This is a genomic window from Tabrizicola fusiformis (genome assembly GCF_013328815.1).
Taxonomy (GTDB): Bacteria; Pseudomonadota; Alphaproteobacteria; order Rhodobacterales; family Rhodobacteraceae; genus Fuscibacter.
The window spans coordinates 39,271-57,048 of sequence record NZ_JABUHN010000017.1 but is presented as its reverse complement, the minus strand read 5'-3'; the positions used below and the strand labels follow the sequence as shown (position 1 = coordinate 57,048).

Below are 17,778 nucleotides of genomic sequence, written 5' to 3'. Positions count from 1 at the left end.
ATGGGTCTGCTCATGCACGCCGGCTACCACGCTGGATTCACGAGATGAATCCCTCACGGGATTTGTGCAACAGAGCCGACCAGAAGGTAAACCGGGGCGCGGCTTTGCAAAGGAAAGACCAGCCCGGCGACATGCCGCTCTGCCAGCGTCAACCCGAAGTCGCAAAAGAACTCAATGGCGGCCAGAAACTCGCCCGCCTCGCTGCGCAAAAGCCGGCCAAGCTGCACCAGCGCCTCCCAGCCGGGCACCGCCAGAAGCGCCGTTGCCTGTTGGCGCGGCGCAGGCGCAAGCTGCAACACGGCCCGGGTCACAACACCCAGAGCGCCCTCGGCGCCGCAGAACAGTCGACGCAACTGAAAGCCGGCATTGTCTTTCTGCACCGCGCGCAGCCCGTCCCAGACCGCGCCGTCGGGCAGGACAACCTCAAGCCCCAGCACCCGGTCGCCCATCATGCCATGGCGGAACGCCTGACTGCCGCCCGCATTCGTTCCGATCAGCCCGCCGATCCGGGCAGACCCTTCGGCACCCAGATGCATCGGGAAGATCAGGCCCGACCCTTCAAGCCTCTGGTGCAGATCGGCCAGAACCACCCCGGCATCGACGACCACGCTGGCGCTGTCGGGGTCCATCGGCCCGATCTGCGCCATGCGCGACAGGGACAGGATTACGCCCCCTGCTTCACCGGCAACCGCCCCGCCACAAAGCCCGGTGTTGCCCCCCTGCGGCACGACGGCGACCCCTGCCGCATGACACAGCGCGACCACCGCCGAAACCTCGACCGTGGTTGCGGGCCGTGCCACGCCCAAGGGGGGCGTGCCGTAGCGGTCCAGCCAGTCGCGGCTATGGCCTGACGCATCGGCAAGCCAGCCACTTGGCCCCAGCAGGTCGGCAAGATCATCCACCAGCATGTTCACCCCGCAAAAGTATAGGCGGTCTTGACCGTCGTGTAGAAATCCATCGCCAGCCGCCCCTGTTCGCGGCCCCCCAGAGAGGAGGCGCCCCGGCCCCCGAAGGGCACATGATAGTCAACCCCGGCGGTGGGCAGGTTCACCATCACCATGCCGGCCCGCGAGGCTCGCCTGAAGGCCGTCGCTTCGGCCAGACTGTCGGTGCAGATGCCCGAAGACAGGCCAAAGTCCGTGTCATTGGCGACCGACAGGGCTTCGTCGAAATCGGCCACCCGGATCACCGCTGCGCAGGGGCCAAAGATTTCCTCGCGCGCGACCCGCATGTCATTCGTCGCATTCACGAACAGCGCAGGGTTCTGAAAGCTGCCGGGCCGGTCGGGCCTTTGGCCGCCAATCACCTCGCAACCCTCTTGTGTGGCCAGCCGCACATAGTCGAGGTTGCCTGAAAGCTGGCTTTCGCTGACCACCGGACCAATCTGCGTGGTGGGGTCCAGCGGATCACCCAGGCGCAGCGCAGTCATGGCCGCGGTCAGGCGGGCGACGAATGCGTCATGCACCGCCGCCTCGACGATCAGCCGGGACGAGGCGGTGCAACGTTGCCCGGTCGAAAAGAACGCGCCGTTCAGGCAGGCACCCACGGCAAGGTCAAGATTGGCCCGCGCGGTCACCACCATGGGGTTCTTGCCGCCCATTTCCAACTGGACCTTTTTCATCCCCTCGGCGCAGCCGCGCGCAATGCCACGCCCGACCCTTTCCGACCCGGTAAAGGAAATCGCCGCCACATCGGGATGAGCGACCAAGGCCGCACCAATCTCGGAGCCGCGCCCCATGACAAGGTTGAAAACGCCCGCCGGACAGCCTGCCGCCACCAGAATTTCGGCCAGCAGATGCGCACAGCCCGGCGTCAGATCGGCGGGTTTCAGAATGACCGAATTGCCGGCGGCCAGTGCCGGCGCAGTTTTCCAGGCCGGTATGGCGATGGGAAAGTTCCATGGGGTGATCAGACCGACAACCCCCAGCGGTTCGCGTGTCACGTCAATCTCGACCCCTTCGCGGATCGAGTTGTGCTTTTCCCCCGGCAGGCGCAGCGGTTCGCCCGCATAGAAATGGAAAATCTGGGCGGCACGCAGCGCCTCGCCCTTGGCTTCGGCCAGGGTCTTGCCCTCTTCGCGGCTCAGAAGCCGGGCCATTTCGTCAACCCGTGCCAGCAGTATGTCACCCACCCGGCGCAGGACATCGGCCCGCAGTTGGGGCGAGGCGGCGGCCCAGCCGGGCTGCGCCGCTTTGGCGGCCGCGACCGCCGATGCCACCTCGTCCGCGCCACCGCGGGCATAAAGCCCGATCAGGTCTTCGGGATTGGCCGGGTTGCGGTTCTCGCTTGTGTCATGGGGCAGGGCCCATTCACCGCCGATCAGGTTGCGCAGGGGCAGGGGCATGGTGGTTTCCATTCGATAGCGCCGTTTTGGCGGCACTATCGCGCAAAGCGGGCTTGCCCTCTGCAAAGAAGAGATCAGCCAGGGAAAGTTATTCTTTGCTGTTTCGCGCTCTGATGCGGGCCGGATCGCTATTCCGGCAGGCCATCCACAAGGACGACATGCGCGGTTGCGGCCCCAAGGCGATGTCGCAGCGCCTGTTGATATTCTTCCGAGGCATAGCAGGCCCGGGCGGCGGCCAGCGTGGGGAAGGCAATCACCACATGGCGGGCCAGTTCGGGGCCTTCCAAGACATCGGATTCGCCGCCGCGCGCCAGAAACCGCCCGCCATGGGCGGCAAATGCGGCAGGGGCCAGCGCCTGATACCGCGCATAGACCTCGGGGTCAGAGACGGTGACATGGGCGATCCAGTAGGCGGTCATTTCTCGTTCTCCAGCAGGCGGCGGGCGATTTCCGAAGCCTCGGTCAGATGGTCGCTCACGGCTTTGGCGGCGGCGGTGGCATCCTTGTTGCAGATCGCCTCGCAAATCCGCGCCATATGGGCCGGGCCGGAAATGCGGCGGTCCGTGGTGGCAAGGGTCAGCGCCCGCAGCCGGGAAATCCGGCCATTCAGGCGCTGCACCACCTCCCAGGCGATGTCATGGCCGGCGGAGGTGAAGATCGTCTCGTAAAATTCCGTGGTCGCCTCATAAACCCGGCTCGGGGCCGCATCGCTGAAGGCGGCCTCAAGATTGGTCAGCGCCCGGCGCAGCCGGTCCTTGATGCGGGTGTCGGCGATTCTGGCGCAGGCCGCTGCGGCATCAGCCTCAAGCAGGCGGCGGATGTTGTAGACCTGTTGCGCGCGGCCCCAGTCAAGCTTGGCCACCATGGGCCCGCTGCGCGCCTGCGTTTCCACCAGCCCCTCGGCCTCAAGATAGCGGATCGCCTCGCGCACGACCGAGCGGGAAACGCCCAGTTGATCGCAGAGCGTCCGTTCGACCAGACGGTCGCCGCCGGTGAAGCGGCCCGAGATGATGGCCTGCCGGATACGGTCCACCGCCAGCTCGCGCAGCGTGGTGGGGGCATGTTCGATCCGCAGGTCGGCATCATTGGTCTGATCCATGGCGCCACGATAGGCGCAGGGCGGGGCCAGTGCAAGAATATCTTGACATGTGATATGATGGTATACCAACATACCAAAACAGAAACCGGAGGCCCCCATGTCGGCACAGATTCGCAAGACCTATCTCAACATCGAGACCACGCTGATTGAGGGCGGCCGTGCAGCGCCAAAGCCGCTCAAGCTGATCGCGGCGGCGGCTGTGCTGAAGAACCCCTGGGCCGGGCGCGGCTTTGTCGAAGACCTGAAGCCGGAAATCCATGCGGTTGCCCCCGAACTGGGCGCTCTTCTGACCGCGATGATTCTTGAGGCGGCGGGCGGCGCCGAGAATGTGGAAGGCTATGGCAAGGCGGCGGTCGTCGGCCTTGACGGCGAGCTGGAACATGCCAACGCGCTGATCCACACGCTGCGCTTTGGTAACCATTACCGGCAGGCGCTGGGCGCCAAGACCTATCTTGCCTTCACCAATGTCCGCGGCGGCGCGAACACCCCGATCATGGTGCCGCTGATGGACAAGCATGACGAAGGCCGCCGCTCGCATTACCAGACCATCCACTTTGCCATTCCCGACGCGCCTGCCGCCGACGAAATCGTGGTGGCGCTGGGGGCCTCGACCGGAGGGCGCCCGCACCACCGGATCGGCGACCGTTATCAGGATCTGAAAGATCTGGGCCATGATGTCGCAAACCCTGCATCTGTCTGACGGTCTTGCCGTTCGCGTGATCGAGGCGGGGGCGGGAGAGCCGCTGCTGCTGATCCATGGTGTCGGCATGCGGGCCGAAGCCTGGGGTCCGCAGATCGCGGCGCTGGCCCGCGATTTCCGGGTGATCGCCGTCGATATGCCCGGCCATGGCGAAAGCGACGCGCTGCCGGGCACGCCGGAGCTGCCCGATTACGTCGCATGGGCGGCGCGGGTGATTCAGGCGTTGGGCCTTGGGCCGGTCTCGGTCGCTGGTCATTCGATGGGCGCGCTGATTGCCGGGGGCCTTGCGGTGGAACGGCCCGATCTGATCCGGCGCGCGGCGCTGCTGAACGGCGTGCATCGCCGCACACCCGAGGCGCGGGCGGCCGTTCTGGCCCGCGCGGCCGAGATTGCGGCGGGCGCGGGTGGCATCGAGGCACCGCTGGCGCGCTGGTTTTCCCCCGAAGAGGCGGCGTTGCGCGATCAGGTTGCGGGCTGGCTGCGGGCGGTTTCGGCCACGGGCTATGCCAGTGCCTACCGCGCCTTTGCGCGCGGTGATGCCGTCTATTCCGACCGGCTCAGTGAAATCCGCTGCCCGCTCTTGGTGCTGACGGCGGATGGCGATGCCAACTCTACCCCGGCGATGACCGAAGCCATGGCTGCGATGGCCCCGCAGGGCCGCGCCGTGGTGATCAGGGGGCACCGCCACATGGTCAACCTGACCGCCCCCGAGGCGGTCACGGCAGAGCTTCAACACTGGCTGTCCACCAAGGAGATTGCGGCATGACCGACCCTCTTCCCCCGCTGGACCCGCGTGCGCTGCGCGATGCCTTCGGTTGCTTCATGACCGGGGTGACCGTGGTCACCACCCGCGACGATACAGGCAAGCCGCTGGGCTTTACCGCCAATTCCTTTTCCTCGGTCTCGATGGACCCGCCGCTTCTGCTGGTGTCGATCTCGAACCGCTCGGTCAACCTGGCGGCTTTTGCTGCGGGCGCGGGCTTTGCCGTGAACATTCTGGCCGAGGGGCAGAAGGATGTCTCTGCCACCTTCGCCCGCCCGTCTGAGGACCGCTTTGCCAATGTCTACTGGCGGCAGGGGCCGGTCGGATCGCCGCTGATCGCGGGCGTTTCGGCGTGGTTCGATTGCACGCTGGAACAGGCCATCCCGGCGGGGGATCATACGATCCTTCTGGGCCGGATCGGCGCGTTCGAAGCCGCCCCGGCGCCGGGACTGGGCTATTACCGCGGGGCCTATGTGACCCCGGCGCAGACGGCAGCGCAACTGCCGGCAGGCCCCGATGTGGTGATCACCGCCATTCTGGAATGCGAAGGCAAGATCCTGTTGCGCGATGACGGGCGCGGCGGACTGACCCTGCCCATGGCCCGCGTCGGGCGTGAGGGGGTGCAGAACGCCCTTGCCCGCCTGATCGCCGAAACCGGCCTGCCTGCCACGGCGGGCGAAATCTATGCCGTTTACGATGACGTGACGCAGGGCAAGCAGCACATCGCCTTCCGCTGCCCCGCCAAACCCGGCACGCCTGCGCAGGGTGCCTTTGTCGATCTTACGCCCGAGGGGGTCGCAGATGTCACCGACCCCGCCATGCTGACCATGCTTGAACGCCTCGCTGCCGAGGCTCGTATGGGCAATTACGGCCTCTATTTCGGGACACATGAACAGGGACGCGTGCAACGGATCGGGGAAAGGAAAGACCCATGAAATTCTCACTTTTCATCCATATGGAGCGCGTTTCGGCCGAAGATGACCAGAAGCAGCTTTATGATGAGATGATCGAGCTGTGCCGCATGGCTGACGAAGGCGGGATGCACGCCATCTGGACCGGCGAACATCACGGCATGAACTTTACCATCGCGCCGAACCCGCTGCTGAACCTTGTCGATCTGGCGCGGCGGACCAAGAATGTCCGGCTGGGCACCGGCACGGTGATTGCGCCCTTCTGGCATCCGATCCGGCTGGCGGGTGAGGCGGCGATGGCCGACATCATCATGGACGGTCGGCTCGACCTTGGCATTGCGCGCGGCGCCTACAGCTTTGAATATGAACGGCTGATGCCGGGGCTGGATGCCTGGGGCGCCGGCGGGCGGATGCGTGAGCTGATCCCGGCGGTCAAGGCGCTGTGGGAAGGCGATTACGCCCATGACGGCGAATACTGGCAGTTCCCGAAAACCACCGCCTCGCCCAAGCCGCTGCAACCCTCTGGCCCGCCGATCTGGGTCGCGGCGCGTGACCCGAACAGCCATGACTTTGCCGTGTCGCAAGGCTGCAACGTGCAGGTGACGCCGCTGCATCTGGGTGACGAAGAGGTGGTCAGCCTGATGGAGCGGTTCAACGCCGCCTGCGCCGCCCATCCCGAGGTGGAGCGCCCGAAGATCATGGTCCTGCGCCACGCCTATGTCGCCGACAGCGAGGCGGATGCCCAACTTGCCGCCGAAGAGATCAACAAGTTCTATTGCTATTTCGGCGCTTGGTTCAAAAACGAACGGCCCATCAGCCAGGGCCTGATCCAGGAACTGACCGATGCCGAAATCGCGGCCCATCCGTTCTATTCGGCGGCGGCGATGCGCAAGAACCAGATCATCGGTGAACCTGCGGAAGTGATCGAGCGGATTAAGGGATACGAGGCGCTGGGCTATGACGAGTTCAGCTTCTGGATCGACACCGGGATGAGCTTTGCCCGCAAGAAAGCCTCGCTTGAACGGCTGATCCGCGACGTGATGCCCGCCTTCGCCTGACCAGACTTCGCCAGCGGAAAGGACGCCTGATGGACCGCTTTGCACAGTATATCGACGGGGCTTTCGAGGAAGGCCCGGCGATGTTTGAAAGCCTTGACCCCGCCACGGGGGCACCTTGGGCGCAGATGCCCCTTGCCGGTGCCGCCGAGGTGGAGCGGGCGGTGGCGGCGGCGCATCGGGCGTTCCTGTCGGGGCCGTGGCCCGCGATGACGGCTTCGGCGCGGGGCAAGCTTTTGCACCGGCTGGCCGATCTGGTGCAGGCGGCGGCGCCGCGTCTGGCTGCGCTGGAAACCCGCGATACCGGCAAGATCATCCGCGAAACCAGCGCCCAGATCGCCTATGTCGCGGAATATTACCGCTATTATGCCGGGCTGGCGGACAAGATCGAAGGCGCCCATCTGCCGATCGACAAGCCGGATATGGAGGTTTGGCTGCGGCGCGAGCCGGTGGGCGTGGTTGCGGCCATCGTGCCGTGGAACAGCCAGCTTTTCCTCTCGGCGGTCAAGATCGGTCCGGCGCTGGCGGCGGGTTGCACCTTGGTCGTCAAGGCGTCCGAGGATGGCCCGGCGCCGCTGCTGGAGTTCGCGCGGCTGGTGCAGGAGGCGGGCTTTCCGCCCGGCGTTGTCAATATCCTCACCGGCGGGCCAGAGGCGGGGCGGGCGCTGACTACCCATCCGAAAGTGGCCCATATCGCCTTTACTGGCGGGCCGGAAACCGCGCGCCATATCGTGCGGGCAAGCGCCGAGAACCTTGCCAAAACCTCGCTGGAGCTGGGGGGGAAATCGCCCTTCATCGTCTTTGACGACGCCGATCTAGACAGCGCCGCCAATGCGCAGGTTTCGGGCATCTTCGCGGCCACCGGGCAAAGCTGTGTCGCAGGCTCGCGTCTTCTGGTGCAGCGCAGCGTCAAGGAGGCGTTCCTTGCCCGGCTGAAGGCCAAGGCCGAAGCGGTGGCAATCGGTGCCCCTGATCAGATGGCAACCGAGGTTGGCCCGCTTTGCACCGCCCGCCAGCGGGACCGGATCGTGGCACTGATTGCCCGCTCCGTCGCGGCGGGGGCGGTGATTGTCACCGGCGGCGTGGCGCCGGAGGGGCCGGGTTTCTACTTTCCGCCGACCATTCTGGACTGCACGAATGCGCCCGATGCGCCCTGCCTGCGGGAAGAGTTCTTTGGCCCCATCCTTTCGGTCGTGGCCTTTGATACCGAGGATCAGGCGTTGGTGCTGGCCAATGACACCGAATACGGCCTTGCCTCGGGCGTTTTCACCCGCAGCCTGACCCGCGCCCACAGGATGATCCGGGGCATTCGGGCCGGGATCGTCTGGGTCAACACCTACCGCGCCGTTTCGCCCATCGCGCCCTTTGGCGGCCACGGTCTTTCGGGCCATGGCCGTGAAGGCGGCATGGCGGCGGCGCTGGATTACACGACGGTCAAGACCGTCTGGCTGCGCACCTCGGACGATCCGATCCCGGATCCGTTCGTGATGCGCTGAACCCCTGCATCATCTTTGGGAGGAGATAGGATGAAGACGAAACTTGTGGCGCTGGCCACGGCTGCCGTGTTTGCCGCGCAAGGCGCTTTGGCGCAGGACATGGTGTTCACCTCTTGGGGCGGCACGACGCAGGATGCGCAGATGGCGCATTGGGCGGCCCCCTTCACCGAAAAGGGCGGGCCTGCGGTCGTGGCCGATGGTCCCACCGATTACGGCAAGATCAAAGCTATGGTCGAGGCCGGGGCAGTGTCTTGGGATGTGGTGGACGCCGAATATGACTGGGCGCTTCAGGCCGGCAAAGCCGGGCTGCTGGAGCCGCTGGACTTTACCGTGATCGACAAGACCAAGCTTGACCCGCGCTTTGTGTCGGATTTCGCGGTAGGCTCGTTCTACTACTCCTTCGTGCTGGGCTGGAACCCGGCGAATTTCACCGGCGATCAGCCCGCCACGCTGGCCGACCTGTTCGACACCGCCAAGTTTCCCGGCAAGCGGACCTTCTACAAATGGTCGGCTCCGGGTGTGATCGAAGCGGCCCTGCTGGCCGATGGCGTGGCACCGGATGCGCTCTATCCGCTGGACCTTGACCGGGCCTTTGCCAAGCTGGACACGATCAAGGCCGATATCATCTGGTGGGAGGGTGGCGCGCAGTCGCAGCAACTCCTCGCCTCGGGTGAGGCGCCGATCGGCTTTTTCTGGAACGGCCGTCTTGCCGCACTGGCCGCCGACGGAATGCCGGTGGGCATAAGCTGGGATCAGAACATCACTGCCGCCGATGCGCTGGTGGTGCCCAAGGGGGCAGCCAACAAGGAAGCCGCGATGAAGTTCATCGCCGAGGCGACCAGCGCCGAAGGACAGGCCGCCTTTGCCGCCACCACCGGCTATGCGCCGATCAACCTTGGTTCGGCCGATCTGATGGACCCTGCGGTGCGCGCCACGCTGCCCGATGCACAGACGGCGGTGCAGGTGAATGCCGACATGGCCTATTGGGCCGAACACCGCGATGAGATCGGCAACCGCTGGTATGCTTGGCAGGCGCAGTAACGCCCGCCTGCAACGGTCCGGGTGCTGCCAAGGCGCCCGGACCATCTGCTGACATCCTTCTGAGGGTTTCCCAATGCTGTCCGCCATCGCCGCGCGCCGCCGCGGATCAGGGCTTGGCTTTGCCATGCCTGCCATCCTGCTCTTGCTGGCCTTTTTCGTGGTGCCGGTCGCGGCACTTCTGACCCGTTCGGTCACCGAGCCGGAGCCGGGCCTGCAGAACTATGTCACGCTTCTGGGCAATTCGACCTATGCACGGATCTTCTTCAACACCTTCTTCGTGTCGGCCGTGGTCACGCTGATCACCGTGCTGATCGCCTTTCCGGTCGCCTGGGCGCTGGCCATCATGCCGCGGCGCTGGGCCGGGGTGATCTTTGCCATCATCCTTTTGTCGATGTGGACCAACCTTCTGGCGCGCACCTATGCTTGGATGGTGCTGCTGCAACAGACCGGGCTGATCAACCGCAGCCTGATGGCGCTGGGTCTGATCGACGCGCCGCTGCAACTGACGAACAATCTGGTGGGGGTGACCATCGGCATGGTCTATATCATGCTGCCCTTCATGATCCTGCCGCTGATGGGGGTCATCAAGAAGATCGACCCGGCCATCCTGCAGGCCGCCGCCCTGTGCGGCGCAACCAAGGCGCAGGCGCTGTGGCGGGTGCTGGTGCCGCTGGCCGCACCCGGCATCGCCTCGGGTGCGCTGATGGTTTTCGTGATGTCGCTGGGCTATTACGTCACGCCCTCGCTCTTGGGCGGGACGGCCAACATGATGCTGGCCGAGCTGATTGCCCAACAGGTGCAAAGCCTGCTGAACTGGGGCATGGGCGGGGCGGCGGCCTTTGTGCTGCTGGTGGTGACGCTGGGTCTTTACGCCGTGCAACTGCGCTTCTTCGAGCCGGGGGAGGGCCGCTGATGCTCTTGGATTTCAACAAGCTGGGCGCGTGGAAATGGGCGCTTTCGGGCATCTGCGCGCTGATGGCGCTGTTCCTGCTGCTGCCCATCCTGTTCATCGTGGCGCTGTCTTTCGGGTCGTCGCGCTGGCTGATCTTTCCGCCGCCGGGCTGGACGCTGAAATGGTATGAAGAACTGTTCGCCGATCCGCGCTGGCTGGGTGCGGCGCTGACCTCGGCCAAGATCGGCGTCATCGTCATGGTGTTGTCGGTGGCGCTGGGTCTTCTGGCGTCGCTGGCGCTGGTGCGGGGCAAGTTCCGCGGCCGCGCCGTGCTGCGGGCGTTCTTCCTGACGCCGATGGTGCTGCCGGTGGTGATCGTCGCCGTGGCGCTTTACGCGGCCTTCCTGCGGCTGGGCATCAACGGCACGCTGCCGGGCTTTGTGATTGCCCATCTGATCGTGGCGCTGCCCTTTGCCATCATCACCATCACCGGCGCACTGGAAACCTTTGACCCCGCCATCGAGGATGCCGCCATCCTCTGCGGCGCCAGCCCATGGGAGGCGCGGCTGCGCGTTACCCTGCCGGGCATCCGCCACGGGCTGTTTTCGGCAGCAATCTTTTCCTTCCTCATCTCGTGGGACGAGGTGGTTCTGGCGATTTTCATGGCCTCGCCCAGCCTGCAGACCCTGCCGGTCAAGGTCTGGACCACGCTGCGGCAGGATTTGACCCCGGTGATCGCCGCCGCCTCAACCCTTCTTGTCGCGCTGACGGTGATCCTGATGATCGCCGCCGCCCTGATCCGCAAAGGCAAATCCGAATGACCGCGCCCTTCCTGCACATCAACGGCATCCGCAAGACCTATGGCAATGTCGTCGCCACCGACCATGTCGAGCTGGCCATCGCCGAAGGGGAGTTCATGACTTTCCTCGGCCCGTCCGGCTCGGGCAAATCGACGACGCTTTACATCCTTGCCGGGTTTCAAGACCCCACCGCGGGCGATATCCGGCTGCGGGGCCAGTCGATCCTGCAAACGCCCTCGCACAAGCGCAACATCGGCATGGTGTTCCAACGCTATACGCTTTTCCCGCATCTGAGCGTGGGGGAAAACGTGGCCTTCCCGCTGCGCGTGCGCCGCATGGGGCAGGATGAGGTTGCCGCCAAGGTCAAGCGCGCCTTGTCGCTGGTGCGGCTGGACGGGTTCGAAGACCGGATGCCGGCCAAGATGTCGGGCGGCCAGCAGCAGCGCGTCGCCTTGGCCCGGGCGCTGGTCTATGATCCGCCGGTGTTGCTGATGGATGAGCCGCTTTCCGCGCTCGACAAGAAGCTGCGCGAGGAAATTCAGTTTGAAATCCGCCGCATCCATCAGGAAACCGGGGTGACGATCTTGTATGTCACCCATGATCAGGAAGAGGCTTTGCGCCTGTCGGACCGCATTGCCATCTTCAATCAGGGCAAGATCGAGCAGGTTGGCACCGGACCCGAGCTTTATGCCAATCCCGCCACGCATTTCGTGGCCGATTTCATTGGCGACAGCACCTTTCTTGCCGGGCAACTGGCGGGGGTCAGCGGCAATCGCGCCGGGTTGCGCTTTGCCGATGGAACGCTGGTGGCCGATGTTCCGCTGCACGGCAGCGGCCATGCCGGGCAGGCGGCCGAGCTTATGCTGCGGCCCGAACGGATCGAGCTTGCGCCAGAGCCGGGGGCGGCGGGCGCCTCGCTGCCGGTCACGGTCGAGGATATGACCTTCCTTGGCAACAACACCACGGTTGCGGCACGGACAAGCTGGGGTGACGCGCTGTCGGTGCGGCTGAATTTTGGCCATCCGCTTTCGGGCCGGATTGCGCGCGGGGACAGCCTGTATATACGCTGGTCGCCCGAGGCGGCCCATGCTTTCGTGCGAGGATAAAGATGCAGTTGAACGACCCCAGCCTGATTGAGACCCGTGCCTTTCTGGGTGGGGCATGGGTGGCGCGCGACCGCCGCTTTGCCGTGACCGATCCGGCGCGCGGCACGCTTCTGGCCGAGGTTGCCGATTGCAGCCGCGCCGATGCCGCCGAAGCCATTGCGCTGGCTGCCAAGGCGCAGCCCGGCTGGGCCGCCCATACCGGCAAAGAGCGTGCGGCGGTGCTGCGGCGCTGGCATGATCTGGTGCTGACCCATGCCGATGATCTGGCGGCGATCCTGACCGCCGAAATGGGCAAGCCGCTGGCCGAGGCGAAGGCGGAAATCCTCTATGGCGCCAGCTATATCGAATGGTTCGCCGAAGAGGCCAAGCGGATCTATGGCGAAACCATCCCCGGCCACCGCCGCGATACCCGGCTGATGGTGCTGCGTCAGCCGGTCGGCGTGGTGGCGGCGGTGACGCCGTGGAATTTCCCAAATGCGATGATCGCGCGCAAGCTGGCTCCGGCGCTGGCGGCGGGCTGTGCCATCGTGGCCAAGCCTGCGGCGGAAACCCCGCTGTCGGCGCTGGCGCTGGCGGTGCTGGCCGAACGGGCCGGGCTGCCTGCCGGGGTGATGTCGATCCTGCCCGCGACCGATGCCGTGGGGCTTGGGCTGGAGTTCTGCGAGAACCCGACGGTGCGCAAGATCACCTTCACCGGGTCCACCAATGTCGGCCGCATCCTGATGCGACAGGGGGCGGCGCAGATCAAGAAACTGTCGCTGGAGCTGGGCGGCAACGCGCCCTTCATCGTGTTCGACGACGCCGATCTTGAGGCGGCGGTGCAGGGCTGCATCGCGTCCAAGTTCCGCAATGCCGGGCAAACCTGCGTCTGCACCAACCGCATTTATGCGCAATCGGGCATCCATGATGCCTTTGTCGCCCGTCTGGCCGAGGCGGTCGCGGCGCTGCGCGTGGGGCCGGGGGATGCGGCGGGTTCCGAGATCGGCCCGCTGATCAGCCCCGCAGCTTTGGCCAAGGTCGAGGCGCATATCGCCGACGCCCGCACCAAGGGCGCAAGCGTGGCGACCGGCGGGGCGCGGCTGGACGGCACCTTCTACCGGCCGACCGTCCTGTCGGGCATGACCGATGCGATGGACATTGCGCGCGAGGAAACCTTTGGCCCCGTCGCGCCGGTCTTCCGTTTCGACACCGAGGAAGAGGTGGTCGCCCGCGCCAATGACAGCGAATTCGGGCTGGCCTCCTATGTCTATACCCGCGATCTGGGCCGGGTCTGGCGGGTGATGGAGGGGCTGGAAACCGGCATGGTCGGCATCAACACCGGCCTGATCAGCACCGAGGTTGCGCCCTTCGGCGGGGTAAAGCAATCGGGCATCGGGCGCGAAGGCTCGCACCACGGGATCGAGGATTACCTGACGGTGAAATACGCCTGCCTGTCGGTCTGAGCGCGGTTAGCGCCGCCTGCCGGTGGCGGGCGGCGTCTTGTTGCCGCGCGGGCCGGTGGCGACCGGCGTATTGGCGCGGTTTTCATCGGCAAGCTTGCGCCAGCGGTCCAGCCGGGCGGGGTCCAGCCTGCCGTCCGCCACTGCGGCCAGCACCGCGCAGCCCGGCTCATGCGCATGGGTGCAGTTGCGAAAGCGACAATCGGGCGCAAGCTCGGCGATTTCGGCGAACAGCACATCCAGCCCCACCGAAATGTCGCTGACATGCAGCGTGCGGATGCCCGGCGTGTCGATCACCCATGCCCCGCCCGCCATCGCGTGCAGCGAGCGCGAGGTGGTGGTATGCCGCCCCTTGGCATCGCTTTCGCGGATGCTGCCGGTCAGTTGCGCCTCTTCCGGCGCCTTGGCCGCCAGCGTGTTGAGGAGCGAGGATTTCCCCACCCCCGAAGACCCCACCAGTGCCACTGTCTGTCCGGGGCCGCACCATGGCGCCAGGATCTCTGCCGCCTCGGGTGATTTCGCGTTCAGGGCGACCACCTGCAACCCGCGCTGCAATCCGGTCACCTGCGCGGCATAGGGGGCGGTGTCGGGCACCTGATCGGCTTTGGTCAGCACGATCACCGGCAGGGTTCCCGCCTCATTCGCCAAGGCCAGATAGCGTTCCAGCCGGGCCGGGTTCAGATCGTCATTGCAAGAGGTAACGATGAACAGCGTATCGACATTCGCGGCGATCAGTTGCGGCGCCCGCCCGCCTTCGGTCCGCCGCTGCAACAGTGTGTTGCGCTCCAGCCTGCGGATCAGCAGGGCGGTTTCCGGTTCCACCAGAACCCAGTCGCCCACCGCGAAATCGGCGGTGTTGGTCTGCGGGGTAAGTTGCAGGCGCAGGGGGCCGTCTACCGTTTCTGCCGTCATCCGCGACCGATGGACGGTGGCAATGCGTGCCGGCATCAGGCCCTTGTCGGCGACGGCAAGCTGCGCCGCAAAGGCATCCGACCAGCCAAGCGCGGCCAGCGATAGCGGCGGAGGGAGAGGGGTATCGCTCATCCCCCTTTGAATGCGCGCGGGGCCGGGGCAATGCAAGCCCCGCCTTGCGGGACTGCCCCCGGCTGGACGCGCTGTGGCGGCGGCGCTATGACGGGGCCTGCCTGCGGCATCCTGCGCGGGGAAAAACGGGGCGGCCTCATGCTTTGGGATATCCGGGCGCGGATGAAGCCGGTGCTGTCGGTGATCGACCTGATCCCCGACGTGCATCGCACGGCTGCGCTGACCATTCTGCGCCGCTCGGTGTTCGAGGGGCGCCCGACGGTGCTGCGGCTGACATCCGAGGACCGCGACTATGCCTTTCACGATGCGCCGGTGCCGTTGACATCGCCCATCGGGGCGCGGGTGCTGAAGGCGCTGTATCTGGGCGGGCATCTCAAGCTGAAGAAACCCGGGATCAAACCCTTGCCCGCTTTGGACAGGTATATCGCCACAGAGCCGGATTTCCGGGCCGAGGTGGCGCGGGTGCTGGGCGCGGAAACCGCCCGGCGGGCGCGGCTGGATCAGATCATCGCCGACCCGGCCTGCGCCGATCCGGCAGAGCTTTCGCCCTATCTGATCGACAAGGTGATGACGGCACAGCTTGGCCATGGCGTCTGCGGCACGCTTCTGATTGCCGGCATGGCCTGCCACCGGACCCAAGCCGCGCCGGATGGCGCCGAGGGCGACCGGCTGCGTGCCGAGAACCGGCTGCTTTGCTGGTGGCTGGATGCGGCGGGCAACCGGCAGGGCGACAGCGCGTAACCCCGCCGTTGCCCCGGGGTCAGGCCAGTTCGACCGGACGAACCCAGCCGTAGGGGTCATTGGTCTGGCCGCGTTGCAGGCCGACCAAGGCTTCGCGCAGGCGCAGGGTGACCGGGCCGGTCTGGCCATCGCCCACCAGGAATTCACCGCCGGTATGCTTGACCTTGCCGATGCCCGCCACCACGGCGGCGGTGCCGCAGGCGAACGCCTCGGCCAGATTGCCGCTGGCGGCATCGGCCTTCCATTCGTCAAAGGAATAGAGGCGTTCGGTGATGGTGATGCCCGCATCCTGCGCCAGTTGCAGCAGCGATTTGCGGGTGATGCCCGGCAGGATGGTGCCCTGCAACGGCGGGGTGATGATCGAGCCGTCCTTGAAGACGAAGAAGACGTTCATGCCGCCCAGCTCTTCGATCCAGCGGTTTTCGCGGGCATCAAGGAAAGCCACCTGATCACAGCCATGCGCCGCCGCTTCGGCCTGTGCAATCAGGCTGGCCGCATAGTTGCCGCCGCATTTCGCGGCCCCGGTGCCGCCCGCCGCCGCGCGGGTATAGCCTTGCGAGGTCCAGATCGTCACCGCCTTGGCGCCGCCCTTGAAATAGGGGCCGACCGGCGAGGCGATGACACAGAAGATATATTCCTTGGCCGGGCGCACACCCAGAAACGCCTCAGAGGCGAACATGAAGGGGCGCAGATACAGGCTCCCCTCCCCCTCGGGCACCCATTTCAGGTCTTGGGCGATCAGCTTGTCCACCGCCTCAAGAAACACCTCTTCGGGCAGTTGCGGCATCGCCATGCGCCGGGCCGATTCATTGAAGCGGCGGGCGTTTTCCTCGGGGCGGAACAGGACGACGCGGCCACCCTCATGGCGATAGGCTTTCATCCCTTCAAAGATTTCCTGCGCGTAATGCAGAACGCTCGCCGCCGGGTCCAGCGCAAAGGGGGCGCGGGCGGTGATCTGCGCCGAATGCCAGCCTTTCCCTTCGGTCCAGCGGACGACGGCCATGTGATCGGTGAAGAGGGTGCCAAAACCCAGCGCCTTGAACGCTTCGATCCGTTGATCTTCGGGCAGGGGGGCGGTGTTGGGCGTGATCTCGAACTGCATGTCATGCTCGGCTTTGCCGCGGGCGACCGGGACGGCGGCCATCTGGCGGGTGAAAATCGGCGCCAGCATAGAGCAAAGATTTCCATGGTCCAGATGCCGCGGCAGGTGATCAGCCGCCCCGATCAGCCGCTGCGATTTCGGCGAAAACGCCGTAAAGGTGCAGCGCCTGTTCCGCCGGCAGCACCGACGAGCCTGTGGCATAAAGGCATTGGCAGAACAGCCGGTAACCTTCTGCCGTGCGCATCAGTTCCGCCGCCCGCGCCTTGTGCCAGCGGCAGCAGTCGTCATGCAGGGCCGTCACCCCCGGCAGGCTGCGCAGCGCGGCGATTTCGGCCTGCAACGGTGCGGCCCAGGCGGCCATGGCGGTGTTTTCCACGGTGTTGAAATTCCGCTCCACCCAATAGCCAAGGTCGATGGCCTTGGTCCGCCTGTTGGCCAGCCCACGTTCGACCTTGACCAGAAAGCTTTCGGCAGAGCGCAGGGAATAGTGGTGCAGCTCGATGACATCCCGGCCAACGTCCAGCCCGGGCAGCGCGATCTGGCCATCCGCCGCCGCGAAACGGTCCGGCAGCCGCCGCCCCGCGCCGTCATACCAGTTGGGCAAAGCCCCCCCTGCAATCCGCTTGGGCCGGTGAACCCCGGGTTTGTGAAAGCGGTCGGGGCGGTAAAGCGTCTTGATGTTGCGCCCGGCAATCGGGTGATAGAGGTTTTCGGGGGCAGAGCGGGTGAATTGCGCGGTGACCGGGGCGTCGTGAAATTCGGCCCGGCCCGCCGCCCCGAACAGCCGCCACGGCAAGGCGATGGCATCGGCATCGCCCGGCACGGCGGCGATGGCATCGGCAAGGGTGCGCTGCCCGGCATGTATCACCGCAAACTCATCGACATCGGTGAACATGGCCCAGTCATGGCCCGCCGTGACGCCCCCCTTGGCGACCTGTTGCAGGGCCTGCCATTGCGGGCTTTTGCCCGGCCTGATCTCTTGCGGGATGTGGCGCAGCACTCCATTGCGGGCAAGCTGCGACAACAGCCGGTCGCTGCCATCGGTGCAGTCGTTCGAGAAGATGAGGAAATCCGTGACGCCGATCAGCCGGTGATAGGCGATCCATTCCAGAAGGAAGGGGCCTTCGTTGCGGATGCAGGTGAAGGCAAGGATGGTCACGATTGTCTCCGCCTCTGGCCCGGGTCGCCCGGCGCCAGTCTTGCCCAGCCGGGCCGGATGCGCAACCATCGCCAAAGACAAAGGCC

General features: G+C 65.8%; 18 protein-coding genes. 11 read left to right on the top strand and 7 right to left on the bottom strand.

Annotation, left to right across the window (positions count from 1 at the left end; all coding sequences use genetic code 11):
• Positions 1-53 precede the first annotated feature (53 nt).
• The 4 genes from HS053_RS19425 to HS053_RS19410 all read right to left on the bottom strand — a co-directional run bounded on the left by HS053_RS19425 (position 54) and on the right by HS053_RS19410 (position 3,443).
• Positions 54-908, bottom strand: a complete 855-nt coding sequence (locus HS053_RS19425; RefSeq protein WP_174212909.1) for an FAD-binding oxidoreductase — start codon at positions 906-908, stop codon at positions 54-56.
• A 2-nt stretch (positions 909-910) separates the two neighbouring features.
• Complete coding sequence (locus tag HS053_RS19420) at positions 911-2,356, bottom strand: aldehyde dehydrogenase family protein (protein WP_241699949.1); 1,446 nt, start codon at positions 2,354-2,356, stop codon at positions 911-913.
• A 116-nt stretch (positions 2,357-2,472) separates the two neighbouring features.
• Positions 2,473-2,763 carry a DUF1330 domain-containing protein gene (locus tag HS053_RS19415; RefSeq protein WP_174212908.1) on the bottom strand — a complete coding sequence of 97 codons (291 nt, stop codon included), beginning with the start codon at positions 2,761-2,763 and terminating at the stop codon, positions 2,473-2,475.
• Positions 2,760-3,443 (bottom strand): GntR family transcriptional regulator, encoded by a 684-nt coding sequence (locus tag HS053_RS19410; protein ID WP_174212907.1) that lies wholly within the window; start codon positions 3,441-3,443, stop codon positions 2,760-2,762. The genes HS053_RS19415 and HS053_RS19410 overlap by 4 nt, the downstream gene beginning before the upstream one ends.
• Before the next feature lie 97 nt (positions 3,444-3,540).
• On the opposite strand from HS053_RS19410, the gene HS053_RS19405 reads away from it, so the two are divergent.
• From HS053_RS19405 to HS053_RS19360, 10 genes are all read left to right on the top strand, one after another.
• Positions 3,541-4,143 (top strand): amino acid synthesis family protein, encoded by a 603-nt coding sequence (locus tag HS053_RS19405; protein WP_174212906.1) that lies wholly within the window; start codon positions 3,541-3,543, stop codon positions 4,141-4,143.
• The gene (locus tag HS053_RS19400) at positions 4,115-4,909 is read left to right on the top strand and encodes an alpha/beta fold hydrolase (RefSeq protein ID WP_174212905.1); all 795 of its coding nucleotides are present in this window, start codon (positions 4,115-4,117) and stop codon (positions 4,907-4,909) included. The genes HS053_RS19405 and HS053_RS19400 overlap by 29 nt, the downstream gene beginning before the upstream one ends.
• Positions 4,906-5,841, top strand: a complete 936-nt coding sequence (locus HS053_RS19395; protein WP_174212904.1) for a flavin reductase family protein — start codon at positions 4,906-4,908, stop codon at positions 5,839-5,841. Before HS053_RS19400 ends, HS053_RS19395 begins: the two co-directional genes overlap by 4 nt.
• A complete protein-coding gene (locus HS053_RS19390; RefSeq protein WP_174212903.1) occupies positions 5,838-6,875 on the top strand; it encodes an LLM class flavin-dependent oxidoreductase in 1,038 nt (345 codons plus the stop codon). The genes HS053_RS19395 and HS053_RS19390 overlap by 4 nt, the downstream gene beginning before the upstream one ends.
• 29 nt (positions 6,876-6,904) lie before the next feature.
• The gene (locus tag HS053_RS19385) at positions 6,905-8,368 is read left to right on the top strand and encodes an aldehyde dehydrogenase (RefSeq protein WP_174212902.1); all 1,464 of its coding nucleotides are present in this window, start codon (positions 6,905-6,907) and stop codon (positions 8,366-8,368) included.
• Between the two features lie 30 nt (positions 8,369-8,398).
• Complete coding sequence (locus HS053_RS19380) at positions 8,399-9,409, top strand: ABC transporter substrate-binding protein (protein WP_174212901.1); 1,011 nt, start codon at positions 8,399-8,401, stop codon at positions 9,407-9,409.
• Between the two features lie 73 nt (positions 9,410-9,482).
• Positions 9,483-10,322 carry an ABC transporter permease gene (locus HS053_RS19375; protein ID WP_174212900.1) on the top strand — a complete coding sequence of 280 codons (840 nt, stop codon included), beginning with the start codon at positions 9,483-9,485 and terminating at the stop codon, positions 10,320-10,322.
• On the top strand, positions 10,322-11,122 hold the full coding sequence (locus tag HS053_RS19370; protein WP_174212899.1) for an ABC transporter permease: 801 nt from the start codon (positions 10,322-10,324) through the stop codon (positions 11,120-11,122). The genes HS053_RS19375 and HS053_RS19370 overlap by 1 nt, the downstream gene beginning before the upstream one ends.
• Complete coding sequence (locus HS053_RS19365) at positions 11,119-12,207, top strand: ABC transporter ATP-binding protein (RefSeq protein WP_174212898.1); 1,089 nt, start codon at positions 11,119-11,121, stop codon at positions 12,205-12,207. The genes HS053_RS19370 and HS053_RS19365 overlap by 4 nt, the downstream gene beginning before the upstream one ends.
• 2 nt (positions 12,208-12,209) lie before the next feature.
• The gene (locus HS053_RS19360; RefSeq protein WP_174212897.1) at positions 12,210-13,649 is read left to right on the top strand and encodes an NAD-dependent succinate-semialdehyde dehydrogenase; all 1,440 of its coding nucleotides are present in this window, start codon (positions 12,210-12,212) and stop codon (positions 13,647-13,649) included.
• Positions 13,650-13,655: 6 nt separating this feature from the next.
• Here the strand turns inward: HS053_RS19360 and rsgA are convergent, their stop codons facing one another.
• Positions 13,656-14,690, bottom strand: a complete 1,035-nt coding sequence (gene rsgA / locus HS053_RS19355) for a ribosome small subunit-dependent GTPase A (RefSeq protein WP_174212896.1) — start codon at positions 14,688-14,690, stop codon at positions 13,656-13,658.
• A 138-nt stretch (positions 14,691-14,828) separates the two neighbouring features.
• Here rsgA and HS053_RS19350 point away from each other — a divergent pair, with 138 nt between their 5' ends.
• The gene (locus HS053_RS19350) at positions 14,829-15,431 is read left to right on the top strand and encodes a hypothetical protein (RefSeq protein ID WP_174212895.1); all 603 of its coding nucleotides are present in this window, start codon (positions 14,829-14,831) and stop codon (positions 15,429-15,431) included.
• A 19-nt stretch (positions 15,432-15,450) separates the two neighbouring features.
• On the opposite strand, the gene HS053_RS19345 is transcribed toward HS053_RS19350, so the two are convergent.
• Positions 15,451-16,602, bottom strand: a complete 1,152-nt coding sequence (locus HS053_RS19345) for a branched-chain amino acid aminotransferase (RefSeq protein ID WP_241699948.1) — start codon at positions 16,600-16,602, stop codon at positions 15,451-15,453.
• A gap of 40 nt (positions 16,603-16,642) precedes the next feature.
• Positions 16,643-17,692 carry a glycosyltransferase family 2 protein gene (locus tag HS053_RS19340; protein ID WP_174212894.1) on the bottom strand — a complete coding sequence of 350 codons (1,050 nt, stop codon included), beginning with the start codon at positions 17,690-17,692 and terminating at the stop codon, positions 16,643-16,645.
• Positions 17,693-17,778 lie beyond the last annotated feature (86 nt).